The organism is Methylocaldum sp. (assembly GCF_035627495.1).
GTDB lineage: Bacteria > Pseudomonadota > Gammaproteobacteria > Methylococcales > Methylococcaceae > Methylocaldum.
On record NZ_DASPLO010000210.1, the window covers coordinates 107101 to 127081 of the forward strand.

At 58.7% G+C, this 19981-nt stretch carries 17 protein-coding genes; 6 read left to right on the top strand and 11 right to left on the bottom strand.

Going from position 1 to position 19981, the window contains the following annotated elements; genetic code table 11:
* Positions 1-4: 4 nt before the first annotated feature.
* From VEB01_RS20820 to VEB01_RS20865, 10 genes are all read right to left on the bottom strand, one after another.
* Positions 5-871 (bottom strand): HlyC/CorC family transporter, encoded by an 867-nt coding sequence (locus VEB01_RS20820; RefSeq protein WP_324878862.1) that lies wholly within the window; start codon positions 869-871, stop codon positions 5-7.
* The gene (gene ybeY, locus VEB01_RS20825; RefSeq protein ID WP_324878864.1) at positions 868-1323 is read right to left on the bottom strand and encodes an rRNA maturation RNase YbeY; all 456 of its coding nucleotides are present in this window, start codon (positions 1321-1323) and stop codon (positions 868-870) included. Before ybeY ends, VEB01_RS20820 begins: the two co-directional genes overlap by 4 nt.
* Positions 1310-2305, bottom strand: coding sequence for a PhoH family protein (locus VEB01_RS20830; RefSeq protein WP_324878866.1), 996 nt, complete (start codon positions 2303-2305; stop codon positions 1310-1312). The genes ybeY and VEB01_RS20830 overlap by 14 nt, the downstream gene beginning before the upstream one ends.
* A 1-nt stretch (position 2306) precedes the next feature.
* Entirely contained in the window at positions 2307-3680 is a 1374-nt protein-coding gene (gene miaB, locus VEB01_RS20835; protein WP_324878867.1) for a tRNA (N6-isopentenyl adenosine(37)-C2)-methylthiotransferase MiaB, read from the bottom strand.
* 155 nt (positions 3681-3835) lie between these two features.
* The gene (locus VEB01_RS20840) at positions 3836-4375 is read right to left on the bottom strand and encodes a hypothetical protein (protein WP_324878869.1); all 540 of its coding nucleotides are present in this window, start codon (positions 4373-4375) and stop codon (positions 3836-3838) included.
* Positions 4376-4522: 147 nt separating this feature from the next.
* Positions 4523-5722 (bottom strand): glycolate oxidase subunit GlcF, encoded by a 1200-nt coding sequence (glcF, locus tag VEB01_RS20845; RefSeq protein ID WP_324878871.1) that lies wholly within the window; start codon positions 5720-5722, stop codon positions 4523-4525.
* Positions 5722-6783, bottom strand: coding sequence for a glycolate oxidase subunit GlcE (glcE, locus tag VEB01_RS20850; RefSeq protein WP_324878873.1), 1062 nt, complete (start codon positions 6781-6783; stop codon positions 5722-5724). Before glcE ends, glcF begins: the two co-directional genes overlap by 1 nt.
* Positions 6783-8279, bottom strand: a complete 1497-nt coding sequence (locus VEB01_RS20855; RefSeq protein ID WP_324878875.1) for an FAD-linked oxidase C-terminal domain-containing protein — start codon at positions 8277-8279, stop codon at positions 6783-6785. Before VEB01_RS20855 ends, glcE begins: the two co-directional genes overlap by 1 nt.
* 3 nt (positions 8280-8282) lie before the next feature.
* Positions 8283-8990 carry a rhomboid family intramembrane serine protease gene (locus VEB01_RS20860; protein ID WP_324878877.1) on the bottom strand — a complete coding sequence of 236 codons (708 nt, stop codon included), beginning with the start codon at positions 8988-8990 and terminating at the stop codon, positions 8283-8285.
* 52 nt (positions 8991-9042) lie between these two features.
* Positions 9043-9921, bottom strand: coding sequence for a hypothetical protein (locus VEB01_RS20865; protein WP_324878880.1), 879 nt, complete (start codon positions 9919-9921; stop codon positions 9043-9045).
* Between the two features lie 336 nt (positions 9922-10257).
* Between VEB01_RS20865 and soxC the strand changes: the two genes are divergently transcribed.
* The 5 genes from soxC (at position 10258) to VEB01_RS20890 (ending at position 15225) form a co-directional block, all read left to right on the top strand.
* On the top strand, positions 10258-11535 hold the full coding sequence (soxC, locus tag VEB01_RS20870) for a sulfite dehydrogenase (protein ID WP_324878882.1): 1278 nt from the start codon (positions 10258-10260) through the stop codon (positions 11533-11535).
* Positions 11528-12082, top strand: a complete 555-nt coding sequence (locus tag VEB01_RS20875) for a c-type cytochrome (protein WP_324878884.1) — start codon at positions 11528-11530, stop codon at positions 12080-12082. The genes soxC and VEB01_RS20875 overlap by 8 nt, the downstream gene beginning before the upstream one ends.
* Positions 12083-12184: 102 nt before the next feature.
* Positions 12185-12370, top strand: coding sequence for a hypothetical protein (locus tag VEB01_RS20880; RefSeq protein WP_324878886.1), 186 nt, complete (start codon positions 12185-12187; stop codon positions 12368-12370).
* A gap of 141 nt (positions 12371-12511) precedes the next feature.
* Positions 12512-14125, top strand: coding sequence for a SagB/ThcOx family dehydrogenase (locus VEB01_RS20885; RefSeq protein WP_324878888.1), 1614 nt, complete (start codon positions 12512-12514; stop codon positions 14123-14125).
* A gap of 17 nt (positions 14126-14142) precedes the next feature.
* Positions 14143-15225: a dipeptide epimerase gene (locus VEB01_RS20890; RefSeq protein ID WP_324878890.1), complete on the top strand. Its 1083-nt coding sequence runs from the start codon at positions 14143-14145 to the stop codon at positions 15223-15225.
* A gap of 290 nt (positions 15226-15515) precedes the next feature.
* Here VEB01_RS20890 and VEB01_RS20895 read toward each other — a convergent pair whose 3' ends face one another.
* Positions 15516-15704, bottom strand: coding sequence for a hypothetical protein (locus VEB01_RS20895; protein WP_324878892.1), 189 nt, complete (start codon positions 15702-15704; stop codon positions 15516-15518).
* A gap of 166 nt (positions 15705-15870) precedes the next feature.
* On the opposite strand from VEB01_RS20895, the gene VEB01_RS20900 reads away from it, so the two are divergent.
* On the top strand, positions 15871-19206 hold the full coding sequence (locus VEB01_RS20900) for a VanZ family protein (protein WP_324878893.1): 3336 nt from the start codon (positions 15871-15873) through the stop codon (positions 19204-19206).
* Positions 19207-19981: the final 775 nt, after the last annotated feature.

The window sequence follows — 19981 nt, forward strand, 5'->3', positions numbered from 1 at the left end:
CTTGTCAATCCACGCGAGCGCTGGCCCCGGATTGGCTTTCGGGCTGCGGCAGAAGGACTAATTTGAGTAGGTGTACGCGACGACTATCGGCACGCAGTACGATGAAGCGGAAATGATCGATCTCCACTTTCTCGCCCCGTTTTGGCACATGTCCCAGATGGTGAACGATCAAGCCGCCGATGGTATCGAATTCGTCGTCGTTGAAGTCGACATAAAAGTAATCGTTGAACTCGTCGATGGGCGTCAGCGCTTTCAAGGTGTATTCGCGATCATTTTTCCTAAAGATGTATTCTTCGTCACCGAAATCATGCTCGTCCTCGATTTCCCCGACGATCTGCTCCAGAACGTCTTCGATCGTCACCAATCCGGCCGCGCCGCCGTATTCGTCCACGACGATAGCCATGTGACTGCGGGTTGCGCGAAACTCCTTGAGCAGCACGTTGAGTCGTTTGCTCTCCGGAACGAATTGGGCGGGACGCATGATTTCGCGCACCTGCCTCGTCTTGTCTTTGAGGCTGTGAATCAGGAGGTCCTTCACCAGGAGAATACCGACCACCTCGGTACGATCTTCTCCGATGACCGGATAACGCGAGTGCGCGGATTCGACCACCAGCGGAAATACCGTTTCCAGTTCCGCGTCTTGGGAAACCACGACCATTTGGGCCCGGGGAATCATGATGTCCCGAACCTTGAGCTCCGAGACCTGCATGACGCCCTCGATCATCGAAAGCGCTTCCAGCTCGATCAGATTCCGCTTCTGCGCAGCGCGCAACAGTTCCAGCAAATCCTCGCGATCCTCGGGTTCGCCGGTGAAGAAAAGGCCTAGTCGTTCGAGCCAACTTCGATGCTCGCCCGTTTGCTCCTCGCTCATGACGGCATGATCTCCTCGTAGGGATTGGGAAATCCTAGTTCACCGAGAATAGCGATTTCTTCCGCCTCCATAACAGCGGCATCGCTCTCCACGATGTGATCGAAACCTTGAAGGTGCAGCATGCCGTGCACCACCATGTGGGCCCAGTGCGCTTCGGGATTTTTGCCTTGCTCGCGCGCCTCGCGCTCTACCACCGCGGCGCAGATCACAAGATCGCCCAGCAAATTGTTGGGAATGCCTTGCGGCACTTCAAAGGGAAAACTGAGGATGTTTGTCGATCCGGTCTTCTGCCGGTAATGCTCGTTCAACTCGGCGCTTTCCGTCTCGTCCACAATCCGTATGACTACCTCGGCCTCGTCCCGTTTCACCGCAGCGCTCGCCCACCGCAGAAATTTTTCGTCCTCAGGCACCCATTGCCGTTCCATGGCGTGCTGAATCTCAACGTGGATCATGGTGATCCACTGCCTGCGCTCGCTCGTAAGCCTCGTAAGCGGCAACGATCCGTTGCACCAGGGGATGCCTCACGACATCTTGGGACGTGAAGAAGGTGAAGCTGATGCCTTCGACGTCGCGCAACACTTCCAGCACGTGCCTGAGTCCGGATTCCTTGTTGCGCGGCAGGTCGATCTGGGTAATGTCGCCGGTGACAACAGCCTTGGAGCCGAAACCCACCCGGGTCAGAAACATCTTGATCTGCTCGACGGTTGTGTTCTGTGCCTCATCCAGGATGATGAACGATTCGTTCAAGGTGCGTCCGCGCATAAATGCGAGCGGAGCCACCTCAATGACGTTGCGCTCAATAAGCTTGGCCACCCGTTCGAAGCCCAGCATTTCGTACAAGGCGTCGTATAGAGGCCGCAAATAGGGATCAACCTTTTGCGCCATGTCGCCCGGCAAGAAACCCAGTTTCTCGCCTGCCTCGACCGCCGGACGCGCGAGAATCAGGCGCCTGACCTCGTCCCGTTCCAAGGCGGCAACGGCGCAAGCCACAGCCAGATAAGTCTTGCCGGTACCGGCGGGACCAACGCCGAAATTGATATCGTGGCTCTGGATGTTCTTGAGATAACGCTGTTGATTGGCGCCCTTCGGCTTTACCGCGCCGCGTTTGGTCCGGATCGCAACCGGTTCGACTTCATCGACAGTGTGTTCCAACATGGCGGCGATATTGGCATCTTGTAACGACAAATGAACGCGCTCGGGTGTCATCACCTCGTGCGAGGTCGCGTCGAACAAGCTCTGAAGAACTTTGTACGCCGCCTGGACCGGTTGGCCGGAGCCTATGATTTCGAATTGATTGCCGCGGTTGGCAATCTCTACGCCCAATCGTCTTTCGATCTGGCGCAGATGTTCATCGAATTGGCCACATAGGCTGGCTAACCGCTCGTTGTCGGCGGGTTCTAAGGTAAGGTGCAGGGAGTTCAGATGATTAAGCAAGTTATGCGATGAGACCGTTGGTCTCGGGAATTGAAAAATCGGGAGCCGAGGTACTTATCCATCTGCCCCGCAGCGAGTTGGGCAGCGCTTCGACGATCAAGACATTCAGAAACTGCCCGATGAGTTCGGGTGGCCCCGAAAAATTGACTACCCGGTTGTTCTCGGTCCGTCCGCTCAGTTGGGCATAATCCTTCTTCGAAATACCCTCGACCAATAGTCGTTGCACTGAATTGACCATGTTTCGGGAGATTTCCGCCGCCGTTTCATTGATTTTTGTCTGCAGCCGGGCCAAGCGCTCCCTTTTTACCGCCATGGGCACATCGTCTTCCATTTCGGCGGCCGGCGTACCGGGGCGGGGACTGTAAATAAAGCTATAGGAGTGATCGAAACCCAAGGTTTCTATCATATCCATGGTTTCTTCGAAGTCCTGCTCGGTTTCACCGGGAAACCCAACGATAAAATCCGATGACAAACTGAGGTTGGGCCTGACCTCCCGAAGTCGTTCCATCTTGTCAACGTACTCTTCGCGGGTGTGGCCGCGTTTCATCAAGCTCAAAATACGGTTGCTGCCGCTCTGTACGGGAAGGTGCAGATGGTCCACCAGTTTTGGAATTTCTGCATAGGCTTCAATGAGGCTGTCCGTGAATTCCACCGGATGCGAAGTGGTGAACCGAATGCGCTCGACGCCGTCGATCGCCGACACGTAATTCAACAGCAACGCAAAATCGGCAACTTCACCGCCTAACATTGCGCCCCGGTAGGCATTGACGTTTTGCCCGAGCAACACGACCTCGCGTACGCCTTGATCGGTCAAGGCGACAATTTCCGCGATGACATCATCCAGCGGACGGCTGATTTCCTCTCCACGGGTATAAGGTACGACACAAAATGTGCAATATTTACTGCAACCTTCCATCACCGAAACGAAAGCTTTAGGCCCTTCGGCGCGCGGTTCGGGAAGCGCGTCGAATTTTTCGATTTCCGGAAACGATACGTCGACGGCGGGTGTTTTATCCCTTCTCACCTTGTTCAGCAGCTCCGGCAAACGATGCAGGGTCTGCGGACCGAAAACCATGTCCACGTAGGGCGCACGCCGCTGCAGGGCTGCCCCTTCCTGGCTGGCAACGCAGCCGCCGACGCCGATAACGACTCCCGGTCTTTTATCCTTGAGCGGACGCCAGCGCCCCAACTCGGAAAAAACCTTTTCTTGAGCCTTTTCCCGGACTGAACAAGTGTTCAGCAACAAGACATCGGCTTCTTCGGGGTCGCTGGTGAGTTCGAATCCATGGGAGGCATGGAGTACGTCGCGCATCTTGGCGGAATCGTACTCGTTCATTTGGCAACCGATGGTTTCAATGAAAAGTTTCTGGGCCATTCTGAGCAGGAAAACGGATTGGTAGCTAAATTCTACCAAATTTGGCTACCAATCCCGTCGTTTCGTTCAGCTTAGACCTCATATTTTTCGAAAAAATGAAAAGCCCCTGCGCAACGGCAAGGGCTGAGGGCCAAGTGAGGGGCACGGCAATGACCTTAAGCGGGTGTCGTTTTGACAGGCTGGAACGGATTGACGAAAGTGGAACCGACACTCATCAACTGCGCCTCCGGATGTTTTGCAGCCATCAGTGTCCGGACGCTCTCCTCCTGGTCGGAGCGCACGTCGATCATGATCAAGTATTTTCCGGCGTCGATCTCGTTGTGATACTGGGCTATTGCGTGATTTTCCGTCGCTAAGCCGCTCAACCCGCCGACCCAGGCTCCGAAAAGCGTGATAAAGCCGAAGATCGCCACATAGATCAAGCCGCTGGCATTCGCCCCGAAGGGCTCCGTAGCCATCACGTAACCCGTGACTAGCAATGCAATTATGAACCCCATCAGTGCCCCGCGCTCACCGGATCGGATAATGTCGTGTTTTTGAATGAGGTTCGCAGCGTGAATATGTCGCCGATAAAGACCCGCCTCGTCCTTGCTGATGACGTGAAAGTGCCAGTCGGTAATTCCTGCCTGGTGAATATCGTTCGAAATCCGCTCGGTGCTGTCGAGATTGCCGGTGAGATAGTACATACGTTTCATGACTGACCTCCTGATCGCTGACCAACACAACAAGTCACATTAAGGAAACAATTAATTTCCAAATTTTGGGATCGATGTAGCACCGGACCATCTTCATTGTCAAGAGAAAGGCTTCCGGACAGCCATCGATTCAAACCCGGCTCAGCCCTAAAGAAGCTCGACCCAATGGCGCACCGGCACATCGGCTTTCGACTGCAAATGAGCCCAACAGCCGATATTGGCGGTCGCGATGCATTCCGGCCCGCCTTTTTCAAGAGCCTGTATTTTGTTGACCAGAAGTTTTTGGGAAAGCTCCGACTGCAGCAATGAGTACGTTCCGGCCGAACCACAGCAGAGATGAGGCTGCGCAACGGGAGTCAGCTCAAATCCCAGACTGGACAATAGTCTTTCAACCAGTCCGTTTAATTTTTGGCCGTTCTGGAGGGTGCAGGGCGAATGAAATGCAATCCTCCGGGCGATCGGTTTTTGCAACCGGGACAAGTCCTCTTCCGCAAGAATTTCGCCGATATCCTTGGCCAGCGCCGAAATGCGGTTGGCCTTCGCCGCGTAGGCCGGGTCGTGTTTCAACACATCGCCGTATTCCTTGACCATAACCCCGCAACCGCTGGCAGTACTAACAACCGCTTCCGCTCCCCGCTCGATATGGGGCCACCAAGCGTCGATGTTGCGCCGCATGAACGCCGCGCCTTCGTCATGAGCCGCGAGATGGTAGCTCAAAGCTCCGCAGCAGCCGCTCTGCTCCGCCCGTATGACGCTGATACCGAGCTTGTCCAGAACATTCGCGGCGGCGGCATTGATCGACGGCGCCATCGAGGGTTGCACGCATCCGTCCAAGATCAGCATCCTGCGCGCATGTCTTTCGGGCGGCCAGCTCGGAGCAGGAGACTTCGGCGGTATCTTGCCGCGCAACGTCGCCGGCAGCATCGGCCGCACCAGCCTGGCGAGTCCCAGGAGCAGCCAGAAGCGCTGCGGATAAGCCATCAGCTTGCGCAGCGCTAATCGCTGAACCCGCTGCAGCCAAGAACGCCGGACCCGCTTCTCCAAAATTCCCCGTCCGATATCGGCCAGCCTGCCGTATCGCACCCCGGACGGACAGGTGGTTTCGCAAGCTCGGCAAGTCAGGCAACGATCGAGGTGCAATTGAGTCTTGGCCGTAACCTCCTGTCCCTCCAGCATCTGTTTCAGGAGATAAATGCGGCCGCGAGGGCCGTCCAGCTCGTCTCCCAGAAGCTGATAGGTCGGACAGGTGGCGGTGCAAAACCCGCAATGCACGCAACTTCTGAGAATGGAGTCCGCCTCCCGGCCTTCGGGCGTATCTTTGATGAAATCGGCGAGATTGGTTTGCATCACAGGTCCTCGTAAAGCCGTCCGGGGTTGAACAACCCCTTCGGATCGAATGCCCGCTTCAGATTCGCATGCAAAGATTTCAAACCGCTCGGCAAGGGCTGAAATACCGGTCCGTCGCCGCCTTGACCTCGAAACAGGGCGGCATGCCCGCCGGCCGACTGCGCCGCCCGAAATACGGTTTCCGAAGGAGCATCGGTCTTTAGCCAACGCAATGCGCCGCCCCAGTCGTAGAACCAGACACCCGGCAAATCCAGGACCGGTGTGGCCGGCGCCAGCGATATCCGCCAGAGATTGCCGCCGGAACAGAAGAATTCGTGGCGCTGCTCGCGCAAATCCCGCCAGAAAGCATCTCCATCAGGCGACGCGTCGCCGCCGAATTTTCGGTATACGGCTTCGATGGCCCGCTCCGAACCCGACAAACGCGCATAGATTCGGCGACCGTCGCACGCCAGCCCGGAGAGCGGCCAAGGCTCGGAACACCAACGATTCATCGTGCTTAAGGCTGCTTGAATGCTCTGTTCAAAACAGACAGTCAATTCGCGCTCGGGTTTGGGCGACACTTTGAGCGATGCTTCCAGGATTACGCCCAAAGTACCCATGGCACCTACCATGAGCCGAGAAACGTCAAAGCCGGCGACGTTTTTCATGACTTCGCCGCCAAATGAAAGGATCTCGCCGTTGTCGTTCAAAATCCTGCAACCGAGCATGCAATCTCGCGCCGAACCCGCAAATGGCCTCCGAGGGCCCGAAAATCCGCAGGCCAGAGTTCCTCCCAAAGTCGCACCCGCACCGAAATAAGGCGGCTCGAAGGGCAGCATCTGGCCGTATTCGGCCAAGACAGCCTCGATGTCGGACAAAGGCGTACCGCACCGAGCGGTAAGCACCAACTCGGTGGGCTCGAAACGCAGGATTCCGGCATGTCCGGCCGTTTCCAGCAAAACGCCCGAGGATTTCCCGCCGTAAAAAGCCTTGCTCCCGCTGCCGGCGATCCTGAGCGGCGTTCCCGAGTCCGCCGCATTCAGCACGGCTTGACGAAGGCTCTCGCTGAGATCGGCGTCCATCAGAAACGTTCCAAATCGGGATGGGCTATTTGTCCCCGGTGAACGTGCATCGCCCCGAATTCGGCGCACCGATGCAGCGTCGGAATGGCTTTTCCCGGATTCAACAGCCCCGCGGGATCGAAAGCCGCTTTGACCGCATGGAACTGCGCCAGTTCGGGAGCCTTGAACTGCAGGCACATCTGATTGATTTTCTCTATCCCGACGCCGTGTTCGCCGGTAATGCTCCCTCCAGCTTCCACGCAAATCTCCAGAATTTTGCCGCCGAGTTGTTCGACCCGCTCCAGCTCTCCGGGATTGTTCGCGTCATACAAAATTAGCGGATGGAGATTGCCGTCGCCGGCATGAAACACGTTGCCCACGGCCAATCCATATTCCTCAGAAAGCTCGGAAATTCGACCCAATACCTCAGCCAGGCGCTTACGTGGAATGGTGCCGTCCATGCAGTAATAATCGGGGGAGATGCGCCCTACCGCCGGGAAGGCCGCCTTTCTACCCGCCCAGAATCTTTTGCGTTCCGTTTCGCTGTTTGATTGCCGTACCTCGGCCGCGCCCTTTGCCAGGAAAATTTCCCGCGCTCTGAGAAGATCGCTTTCGACCTGCTCGGCGATACCGTCGAATTCGCAGAGCACGATCGCCGCGGCGTCGGTCGGATATCCCGCATGCACGAAATCCTCCACCGCCCGAATGGTTGCGTTGTCCATCATTTCGAGACCCGCCGGAAGCAAACCGGCACCGATGATGGTAGCCACCGCCTCGCCCGCGCCCTCGACACCGTCGAACGAAGCCAAAAGCACCTGCGCGCAAGGAGGAATCGGCAGTAGCTTTACGGTAATTTCGACGATCACGCCCAGCAAACCCTCGGAGCCCGTGATCAGGGCCAACAGATCATAGCCGGGACCGTCGAGCCCCGAACCGCCCAGCGTGACGAGCTCGCCGTCCATGGTAACGAGTTGGACCCGAAGGACGTTGTGCACGGTCAATCCGTATTTGAGACAGTGGACGCCGCCGGAGTTCTCCGCCACGTTGCCGCCGATGGTACAGGCGATCTGCGAGGACGGATCGGGGGCGTAGTAAAGCCCGTAAGGCGCCGCGGCCTCCGATATGGCGAGATTCCGAACGCCCGGCTGGACGCGGGCGATTCGGTTCGCACGGTCGATCTCGATGATCCGGTTGAACTTGGCGAGACTCAGCAAGACGCCGTTGGCGATCGGCAAGGCCCCGCCGGAAAGTCCCGTGCCCGCACCCCGCGCTACGACCGGAACACCGTATTCCCGACATAATCGGAGCACGGCTTGCACCTGTTCCACCGTTTCGGGCAAGACTACGACCCAAGGTAGTTCCCGGTAGGCGGAAAGCCCGTCGCATTCATAGGGACGAAGATCTTCCGTATCGAACAGCAGCCCGTCGGGCTTGATGTGTTCGCTCAAGAGGCGGAGGAAACTGTCACGCTCGACGTGATGGGTAATCCGTTCGGACGGATGGACTTGATAGGTCATGGATCAGGTCGAATGCTGTCTGTGATGCGTGTCGTCCTTCCGTTCGGCGAGCAGAAAGGCCCGGTGCAGCAACATACCGGCGACAAAGCCGCCGAGGTGCCCGAACCAAGCGACGTCGGCAAAAGGTTCGTCGGAAGAAAGGCCGGCGGTAACCTTGTAAAGCTGAATGATCACCCAAACTCCCAAAAAGGCGATGGCCGGCACCTCGATGAACCAAGGCAGGAAAAACATCCAGATCACGACACGAGCGTAGGGAAACAGGAAGTAATAAGCGCCCATGACGCCCGCTATGGCGCCGGAAGCGCCGATAGTCGGGAGATTGGAATGGGAATTGGTGTAAACATGGACTACTCCGGCGATCAAACCGCAGAGCAGATAAAAGGCCAGAAACCTTACGCTCCCCATGCGGTCCTCGACGTTGTCTCCGAATATCCAAAGCAACCACAGGTTTAGGACCAGATGGAGCGCATTGCCGTGGATGAAAATACTGCTCACGAACGGCGTGTAATCGCCGACCGGGAAACCCACTCTGGCAGCCCATTCGGGATTCGTGTACCGCGCCGGCACCAGCCCGTGCAGATTCAAAAAAAAGTACAGGTCTTGTTCGGGCAGCCACTCGGTATAAGCAAAAACGGCCAGATTCAGCACGATGAGCGACCAAGTCACCCATGGGGTATAGCGGGAGGGAATGGTGTCGCGATAAGGAATCATCGCTAAGCCTTAAGCGGCGATCGATCGGCAATGCGTTTCACGGCTCGCCGATTCATCTTTTCCTCGCGCGGGTCCGAAAATCGATAAGAGCATCGAGGGCGCCGACCAACGCGAGCCCCACGAGGGCGTATTGAGGAACGAACACAAGAGCCACGTACGGCGGCGCCGCCCAAATCCAGTGCGAGCGCCGCATGGCAACCAGGCCATGCAGCACGGCCAAGCCTACGAAAAAATAGATCATCACGGCGATCATGAGGAGATCGGCCAGCAGCACCTGATTCACCGCTCCCGCCGCCCAAATCGCGGCGACAACGACGGGTAAAACCAGCCGCGGCAGTCGAAGACGCTGGAACTCGGGGCCGAATCCGCCAGGATTGTAGACCAGGGACTGGAACCAGCGGGCGCACAACAGGCTGAACATCAAGCTGAGACCGTAAAGCACCGCAATCAGGCCATTCATCAGGCGCAAGGTTCCGTCCCGCTCGAATCCCTGAACGGTGGCGCCGGGCACGGCGGCGACGGCGCGCCTGAGCCAGGACTGCCAGAACTCGACGACATCGCCGGTAACCAAATGCATTCCCAAAACGAAGAGGCCGACCGTCAATCCGACCGTGAGCAGCGCCAACCCCTGGGACTCGGTGCGCCGCAAAACTTCCGCGCAAATCAGCAGCGGCAGCCAAAGCGCGAACACGACGGGGAAATTCAATCCCGGCCGGAGTTCCATGAGGTACACGCCCGCCCCGACCATGACTGCGGCCCCCGCCGTCACGGCCACGCCTTCCAGCCAGCCTTTGCGCAAAGCCACCAAACCGAGAACGGCAGCGCTGAGCAAGGCGAACGGGACGGCTTTCAGCGACAGAATCCCGAACAACCCGACTATCGCGATCGCGTGCAGCCGGCTTCGCATGATAAAGGCGGCAAAGTCACGCATCGCCGGACGTCCGTTTCACTGTACCGACTGGACTCTGGCCAGGATTTTTCTTGTTGTGTATTGCCTCAGTCATCGCCTTAAGTTATTTCCTCAAAAATTCTTTCGTGTCCGCCAAACAGGCCGTCTCGCTCCGCGGCCGTACCTCTTTCCGATCCTCCGCTTTTCGAACGAATGAATCTTACTGATTCTGTCCTGAAAGACGAATAACTTTTTCTCATCTTCCGGACAACCGCAACATTGAGTCTTCGGAGATCGGCCACCTCGAAAAGCCGCGATGTTTTGCTCGTCCGAATCGGGGTAAGATCGACATCCGTTTCCTTCCGAAAAGGAGCCGCGATGAGCGACAACGACGCCCAAGATTCGAACATGGCGCAGCCGGTGGCCGGCGGCGGTCTATTGGATCGCCGGCTTTTTCTGAAAAACGGCTTGGCGCTGAGCGCCGGTGCCGCGCTTGCCGGCCACGCACTCGAAAGCCGGGCCGGCGAGCCGTCTTGGATGAAAACGCCGGGCGAACCTTTCACCAATTACGGCCGGCCTTCCCTTCACGAAAAAGAGGCCATACGCTGGATCTCGGCCAATTCCGGCGCGCCGGGCAACGGCATTTCCTGGACACCCCTGCACAAACTCGAAGGAATCATCACCCCCAACGGCCTTCATTTCGAAAGGCACCACAACGGCGTCCCGCAGATCGATCCAAACCAACATCGTTTGTTAATTCACGGACTGGTCAAGAACTCGCTGTCCTTCGGCATTGACGATCTGTTGCGTTACCCGATGGTCTCCCGCCTCTGCTTCGTCGAATGCGGCGGCAACAGCAATGCCGGCTGGCACGAGGAGCCGATCCAAACGCCCGTCGGCTATTTCCACGGCCTGGCGTCGTGCAGCGAATGGACCGGCGTTCCGCTCGCCGTCATATTGGAGGAAGCCGGACTGCAACCCGATGCCCGGTGGTTGATTGCCGAAGGTGCGGACGCCGCCGCCATGAATATCAGCATTCCCGTCGAAAAAGCCTTGGACGATGCCATTCTCGCGCTTTATCAGAACGGCGAGCGGTTGCGCCCGGAAAACGGCTATCCTCTACGGCTGATTCTGCCGGGCTGGGAAGCGGTCCTCAACGTCAAGTGGCTCCGTCGTTTACAGGCCGCGAATCAGCCGGTCATGGCCCGCAACGAAACCGCCAAATACACCGAATTGCAACCGTCCGGCAAGGCCCGGCAGTTCACCTTTATCATAGAGGCGAAGTCGATCATCACCTTTCCCTCGCCGGGCGAGAGTCTGCGCGGTCCGGGCCTCTACCAGATCAGCGGCCTCGCCTGGAGCGGCCGGGGCCGGATCAGGCGGGTCGACGTCTCGGCCGACGGCGGGCGCAGTTGGGCGGAAGCGGCGCTACAGGAGCCGGTCCTGCCGCAATGTTTCACCCGTTTCCGCCTGCCGTGGCGCTGGGACGGCTCGCCCCTGGTGCTCAAAAGCCGCGCCGTGGACGAAACCGGCTATGTCCAGCCGGAGCGCCAGGCGCTGGTTGCGGAGCGCGGGCGTCACGGGTATTTCCACTACAACGCCATCGTCAGTTGGGCCGTGGCCGCCGATGGCACCGTAAGCCATGTGTATGCATAAGAACCATAACCGAAACGGGCCACGGCGGTCGGCTCCGGCGCTGCTCTTGCTCGGCGTGACTGCGATCGCCGCCGCTGCGCCCGAAGGTCCCAAACTCGGTCGCCCCGCGACGCCTCAGGAAATCGCCGATCAGGACATCAACATCTTCCCCGACGGCACGGGACTCCCGTCCGGCAAAGGCACGGCCCTCGAGGGTAAAGCCATCTACGACGCCAAATGCGCATCCTGCCATGGTCCCAAAGGCATCGGCGGGAGCGCCGAGGAACTCGCCGGCGGCGGCTCGCTGACCGGCCCCAATCCGGACAAAAATATCGGCACCTATTGGCCTTATGCCACCACCCTATTCGACTTCATCCGCCCCTCGATGCCCCTCGATGCGCCCCGCAGCCTGAACGAGCATCAGGTCTACGCCGTCACGGCTTACCTTCTGCACATCAACGGGATCATCGACGAACAGGCGGAGATGAACGCTTATACCCTGCCTCGGATCGTGATGCCGAATCGGGAAGGCTTCGTACGAATTTGGGCCGGCGAAGAATCGAAATAGGGCCGCAGCTTCAACCCGGCGTCGATCGAGCTATCTGCGGCGAGAGCGATGGTCCGCTTTTTGCCTGATTATCCTTTCTCTCGACGGAGGAGGGAAGGAAGCATGATTACCCATAGCCCCCTGTGCTGGGTCGACGAGCGATGCCGAAAACTGGCGATTTACGATCTCAGGAAGCCCATGAGCGTGCCCGGACTGGCCGGAGAACACAGATTCCTATGCGAAGACCACGGGAAATCATTGTCCAAGCGATATCGGCAAAAGTATCGAATGGGCAAGGCGGAACGATGAGGCTGAAAAATTCGGGAGAAGGATTTCCGACAAATCGGCGGATTCAGTAGATTTGCGACATTATTCCGAGGACCGCGATATGGTGGAAGACGGGCTCCCCCGGCCGGAAACGCAGCGCGCGGAATCCTGAACCAACCCATTATGTCTCCTATTCCCGACAGCAATCCTTTGTTTCAGGTCCATGCCTACCATGAGCGTACCAAGCATCACTTCCGGGCCTACGCCCGCGGACCGGGGCACATGGACTGGACTACGCAGCCGGACCCGTTCCGGCGCTACGCCGGCGCGCCTTCAATTGCCCTACCGTTAACCGCAAATCGCTATGCCCTGCCCTTCGCCGATCTTTTCAATCTGGGCGTAGCACAACCGGAACCGATGACCGTCGAAACGCTCGGGGTTCTGCTCGAACTGTCTTTCGGATTGTCGGCTTGGAAGCAGTACGGGGGCGAGCGATGGGCGCTGCGCTGCAATCCCTCGAGCGGAAATCTTCACCCGACCGAAGCGTATGCGGTCGCCGCCAATATCGAGGGCCTGGAATCGGGCATCTACCACTACGTGAGCCATGACCACGCTTTGGAACAGCGTTGCCGTTCGGAGTTGCCGTTCGACGGCCTGCTCGTGGGGCTCGCCTCGATACATTGGCGGGAAGCCTGGAAATACGGGGAGCGTGCCTATCGCTACTGCCAGCACGATGCAGGGCATGCGCTGGCGGCGCTTCGCTACGCCGCCGGCGTGCTCGGCTGGTCGGTCTCGGTGCTGGACGAATGGAGCGATTCCGATATTGCCGCTGTGCTGGGCCTGGACAAAAATCGAGGCGATGCCGAACCCGAAGAGCCGGATCTTTTGTGTTGGGTTTACCCAAGCGATCGAAAGCCAACCCCCGAGCTCGCGATCGACGCGCTCATTGAAACCGTTCGTCACGCGAATTGGCAGGGAATCGCGAATCGCTTGAGCCAAAGGCATCTGCACGATTGGCCGATCATCAAGGAAACCGCGGCGGCCGCCAGAAAGCCGCGAACTCCGCCCTGCCGCGAGAATCCGCCCGCATCGGCGCCTTTGCTCCCCACCCCGTGTGAAATGCCAGCCGTCGAAATCATCAAGCAACGGCGCAGCGCCCAAGCCTTCGACGGCGTGAGCGCGATCACGGCCAGAGCTTTTTTCCGGATGCTGGACGCGACGCTCCCCCGCTCCGGAATTCCGCCGTTCGATGCCTTTCCATGGGCGCCCAGGGTACATCTCGCCCTATTCGTTCATCGCGTAACCGGCTTGCCGCCGGGACTTTATATGCTTTGCCGCCATGAGCGTTCGATCGAGCAACTGCGTCAGGCGACGAAAGAAGACTACGGTTGGGACACCGTCGAAGGCTGTCCGAAACACCTTCGCCTGTTTCGACTGATTCACGCGGATGCCCGCGAAGCGGCACGCATCGTGTCCTGCCACCAGGAGATCGCCTCCGACGGCGCCTTCAGCCTGGGTATGCTGGCGGAATTCGACGCCGCCCTGCAAGAAGGTCCGTGGGTATATCGCCGGTTGTTCTGGGAAACCGGACTGATAGGCCAGGCGCTTTACCTGGAAGCCGAAGCCGCCGGCGTCCGGGGCACGGGCATCGGTTGTTTCTTCGACGATCCGGTGCATGAATTGCTAGGGCTTGAAGATACCCGATTTCAAAGCCTATACCACTTTACCGTGGGAAGCCCGGTGAACGACTCGCGTTTGGAAACCCTGCCGCCGTATGCTCATTTGAAAGCCGGCTAACGGCCGACACAGAAGTAATGAAAAAAGACCTCGAAATCAGACGATTCGATATTCATAAGCTCGACGTGCCGCTGATAGCGCCGTTTACGATTGCCTCGTCGCGGCTGGATCACGTCCGCAATATCGCGGTGCAAATCACGCTCGCGAATGGGGCGACGGGATGGGGCGAGACCCCGACTTTGCCGCCGGTAACGGCCGAGAATCAGTCCACCGCGCTGGAAGCGCTATCGCACGAGGCCGATCGGCTGCGAGGACGACATGCGGGTGAATGGCGGCGGATTTCGACGGAGCTTCTCGAACGCATCCCGGACTTCCCGTCGGTTCGGGCCGGCCTCGAGATGGCGCTGATCGATGCGTTGGCGCGCAGTTGCGGGATTCCGCTGTTCCGGTTTTTCGGCGGCTTTCAGAACCGGCTCGCCACCGACATTACCGTACCCATTTGCTCCGCCGAGGACGCGGAAGCTCTGGCCCGGCAATACCGCCGCGAAGGTTTCGAAGCCATCAAGGTCAAGATCGGCCTCGACAGCTCGGACGATATCGATCGGCTGCTCGCCATAAGGCGCGGACATCCCAACTGCCGTTTGATTTTGGACGCCAATGCCGGATATTCGGCCGAAGAAGTCTTCGCCCTCCTCAAAGAACTCCGCTGCGCCGGAATCGAACCCGCATTGCTGGAACAGCCCGTAGCTCGAGAAGACTGGGACGGTCTCGGAAAGCTGGCGCGAGAGGCCGGGGTGCCGGTCGCCGCCGACGAATCCTGCCGGACGCCTCAGGACGCACTTCGGATCGTACGGGATCGCCTCGCCCAGGTGATCAATATCAAACTGGTCAAGTGCGGCGTCGTTCAGGCGCTCGAAATTGCCGCCATCGCCCGTGCCGGCGGGCTTGAGCTCATGATCGGCGGCATGGTCGAAACCCGGCTGGCCATGGGCTTCAGCGCGCATTTCGCCGCGGGACTCGGGGGCTTCGAGTGGGTCGATCTCGATACGCCGATGCTGCTCGCGGACGATCCGGTGGAAGGTGGCTGCAAACCGGTCGGACCACATTATTTACTGGATTCGGAAACCGCCGGGCACGGAGGACGGCTAAGCCAGTTTTGATTAACGCTCTGCCTGAAGTTTGAAATGGTACGCAAGGCGTACCGCCTAGCTACCTACCTGGCTCTTTTCGGTGGGTTGTGGAAACCGGGATTTCGTAGGGTGGGTTAGGCGCACACCGGCACGGGCCGGACGTTGATCGCTGCCCTCCGCGTGCGCCGTAACCCACCAGTGCAACGCTCCCTTGCCGTTCTTTGGTGGGTTGCGCGGCTGACTTGCTGGGTTACGCGCGGGTAGCGCGGGCGCACCTAACCTACCCTACCACGGGCTATCTCGGCGAACCCGAATGAAGTTCAGGAAATGAACGTGCCCGTATTCCGGGACTTCGCCTGTTCCGCGTATTCCTGTTCGTTGCGGCTCCACTTCGACCGGCCGTAGAGATAACCCACGAAGGTCCAGACCAATACCCCCAGCACCAGCCGAAACGGAAGGTTGCCCTGGGTGCTGAAGATATCGCCGAAAACCTGGTGTTGATAGACCACGGTCCGGCCAAAACCCTTTCGCTCATCGCGCCTGCAAATCGGAAAAAACAGCGTTCCAATTGAATTCAACCGAAAGGCGGCGTACGGTTTGGCCTTTGTGCCTTTAAGGCTATCGAGCCATCACATCCCACCTTCCAACAAACGTGACAAAGTTGATACCCGTCCAATGAGCACGCCTACAGTCGACCGCCGATATGCCTTCTTTGGCTTTCTGGCTTATCTTGCCTTTGTCGTATATGGAAGCTTGGTTCCCTTCGATTATCGCGCCCACGCGCTCGATGAGGCGGTCAACCGATTCGCCCAGATCGGGTATCTGGATCTCGGGGTCGAGTCAAGGGCAGACTGGGTAGCCAACATAGTGCTCTATGTGCCCTTGGCATTCCTGGGCTGCGCTTGGGCCGTCGGCATGCGGTCGACGGGATCGCTGCGTCATCTGGCCATCCTGTCGATCTTCTCGTTCTGTTTCACGGTTGCGGTAGCGGTGGAGTTCACTCAGATATTCTTTGAACCCCGCACGGTTTCACTCAACGATCTTTTGGCGGAAACCCTCGGCTCCGCCGGCGGGATCGCCCTGTTCAGCCTGGGGCGATGGCGCATAGCGGGACTGTTGGATGCGCTCACAGAGGGCGGACGCCCATCCGTGTTTGCGGCGATTATTGTCTATGTGCTCCTGTACGTTCTGCTGTCGCTATTTCCTTACGACTTCGTTATCTCAGCCCAAGAATTAGACTGGAAATTGAGTTCGGGCAATTGGGGCTGGCTGATCGCGGGCGATTGCACCAACTGGCTGCGTTGCGCCGCGCGCCAGATCAGTGAACCGATCATCATTGCGCCGCTCGGTATCTTAATCGCTCTAGCCGCGCCGAACTTGAGCTATCGCCGCATCTTCACGGCCGGTGCCGTACTGAGCCTGGTGCTGGAAGTCTTCCAATTGGCGCTGGCATCGGGCGTAAGCCAGGGTCTTTCGGTGCTGTGGCGCGGCGCGGGATTGGTGGCGGGGGCGGCTATCGGCCGAACCCTGCGCCGGCACGGACCTTTGCCACTGGCCTGGATTGTCAGGAGCGTGACGCCTCTTGCCGCACTGCCGTACATTCTATCGCTTACGGCGCTCAGCGGCTGGTTCTCGGCGTCTTGGCTGTCGCTGGACGATGCCGTCGCGCGCCTCGCGGACGTTCGGATCATGCCGTTTTATTATCATTACTTCACCACCGAGCAGGCTGCCTTGGTGAGCCTGCTCGCTCAGGCCGGCATGTACGCCCCGATCGGCCTAGCTTGGTGGTCAGTACGTGTTCTAAAGCACGGGCAAAGAAACTCCGGTGTGCTGCAAGCGGCATTTTGCGCGGCTGCACTGGCGCTGCCCATAGAATTCGGGAAGCTCCTCGTCCCGCCCAAGCATCCGGATTTCACTAACCTGCTGATCGCCGCGGGAAGTGCGGCTTGCACCTGTGCCCTGGCACACTGGATGGGAATCGTCCTAAGTGGCGGTCGTTCCGGGCGCGATCGGGAGACGCATTCCGTTACAGACCGGGATCGAGAACTGTCTTCGGAGAACTTCGCGGAGTCGCCCACGACCGCCTATAGCCCGCCACATCCGCTCGGGGTTCTGATCGGACTCGCCGCGGCTCTTCTTGTTCTTGCCGGTCTGCTGGCCTATCCGGTCGGGACGCCATGGCTGGTCGCGGCGTTATCGGGCTACGGGGTTCTGTTATGGCGATATCCCGGTGGATGGTTTTTCGCGGTGCCTGCCCTTTTACCCGTGCTCGATCTTAGCCCATTAACTGGTCCGCTCCTTTTGGACGAGTTCGATTTGGTAGTGCTCATTACGCTTGGCGTGAGCTATCTTCGAGTTTACCGGATGAAGCCTCGGCGCTCGGCGAACCGAAGCGTGTCCTGGGCCGTCGCATTGCTGTGGGCAAGCTGGTCGGTTGCCAGCGCGCGGGGTTTGTGGCCTCTTTGGGGAAGTGACGGAAGCCTCTTCGACAGCTCCCATTCGCCACTCGAAGCCTGGATCGTCGGTAAGGGACTCTTGTGGGCGTTACTGTTCCTGCCCCTGATACGGCGCGTACCGGTGGAGAACAGCCGGGCGGCTCTCCGGCAAATGGGACACGGCTTGCTCGCCGGTTTGGCGCTGGTGACGCTGGCCGTCTTATGGGAGCGCCACGTGTACGTTGGACTGGGAGACTTCGAGAACGTATTCCGGGTAACCGGAACCTTCGCCAGCATGCACACCGGAGGTGCCTACATCGAAGCATTCATTGCTTTCGCCTTTCCGGCGCTTGTGGTTTGGGTACTCACGATGCGCCATTGGGTGCTGAAACTCCTGGGTGTCGCATCCTCCGCGGCCGTCAGCTATGCGATGCTGGTGACCTTCTCACGAGGCGGTTATGCCGCGCTTATAGCCGGACTGGTGCCAGTTGTGTTGGGCATGCTGCGGCAACGGATGGGGTTTTCGATTCCCCAATGGCTGGCGCTTGCGGGGCTTTTGACGGCGTCCGTGGCGGCCGCCGTTCCCGTGCTATCCGGCGGATTCGCCCAGTCCCGGCTGGCGCACATCTCGGAGGATCTCTCGATTCGGGAAGCTCACTGGAAGCGTGCCCTAGGTCTGATGGATGATGGGGCGATGACTGCGGTTATTGGAATGGGCTTCGGGCAATACCCGATCCTCTACGCACTGGGGGCGGAAACCGCCAAAGCGCCGGGCACTTATACCATACTGCGCGACGGAAACGATTCTTACCTGCGCCTCGGCGCCGGCGAGACGGTTTTCCTCGATCAGATCGTGAACCTCGAACCGGCTGGGCAGTACACGTTATCTGCTCGGGTAAGGCGGCTTTCAGGCGATGCTATGCTCAGTATTCCCCTATGCGAGAAGGAGCTGCTTTACTCTTTCGAATGCATCTGGCCCGAATTTCGACCGGACCTATCCGACCACAACTGGAGCAAGGTCACCTTCGAGGTGAATGCGGGAAATCTGGGTGGAGGCGGCAACTGGCCGCACCGGCCGGTAAAACTATCGTTGCACAATACGGGCTCCGATACCCCGCTTGAGGTGGACGACGTAAGCCTCAAGACGAAAGATGGACGCGAGCTGGTGGCGAACGGCGGATTCGACGATGGAGTCACCCGCTGGCTCTTTGTCGCCGATCAGGACCTAGCCTGGCACATCCACCAGCAAGAGGTGGAGATGTATTTCGCCCAAGGCTTACTAGGACTGGGGGCGCTGACGCTGCTGTTGATCGGCGTCGGAAAAATTCTGTGGCCGGCCCTGCTGCGGGGGGACCTTGAGGCGGCGATGTTGGCCGGCGCGCTGCTGGCGTTTCTCACGGTGGGACTCCTCGGCAGCACGATGGACACGGCACGGCTGTCGATGCTGTTTTATCTGTTCGCCTTCAGTGCCGGGCTGCTGCCACTCGCGGTCGACGCGCGAAACGCTGCTCAACCGAGGCGTCGGAATCCTCTGGCTCGGGATGCTCTACCGTCTTATCCGCCCGAGCCCGGATAGTGTTCAGTCGAGCCGGTAAGCGGCGCTCCAGTTATCTGTCATGGAGGTTATTTGTATAGCGCAGCGGGGACGAAGTTGGGCGCTCTGTAACTTCTTGTATCGCAATGCTTACCTTGACTTCACGCCATGCTAAGATCAGCGCCGGTTTCGTTCACTCTAAAAGGGAGGCGGCTATGAAGTCAGTCATTGTTACGAATCTCGTCTTAATCAGTACATTCATTGCGGCACAGGCTAACGCCGACTGTACCGACCGGCGACTCAATCAAACCCAACTTTCTAGCGCGTTGTCAGGCAATACAGTCTGTGGCAGAGCGATTTCGGGTACTGATCAGTGGCAGGAAGAGCATCAAGGAAACGGCGCAGGTCCTCTTTGGGACTATAAAATGGGTGATGGCAATACGGTCGACCCACGGCGACTAATGGGTAGCTGGAACATTACAGGGGCCGGAAGCAGTGCTGCGGTCAGTTACACCTATGACCAGTTTGGCCCTGCTACTACGTCCGGTCCTTACTCTGTTCATACCAGCGCGACCGGTAACCCTCCGTTTCCTCAAGGAACGGTTTTTTCGTTTTGCTCCGGTGGTGCCGAAATTGCGAGGGCGTACGTAGTGAACGGGACCAATGTAGGGTGTAACAACGCCTTTCCGTGACCACAAAGGTAGGCAGGTTATCAGGGAAGCCCCGAACAAACCCGTTCGCACTGAGCGTAGCGCGATAGCGCGGCGTCGAAGTCGTGTTTCGACGCCTCTTCGCTACGCTCGGCACGAACGGTTTC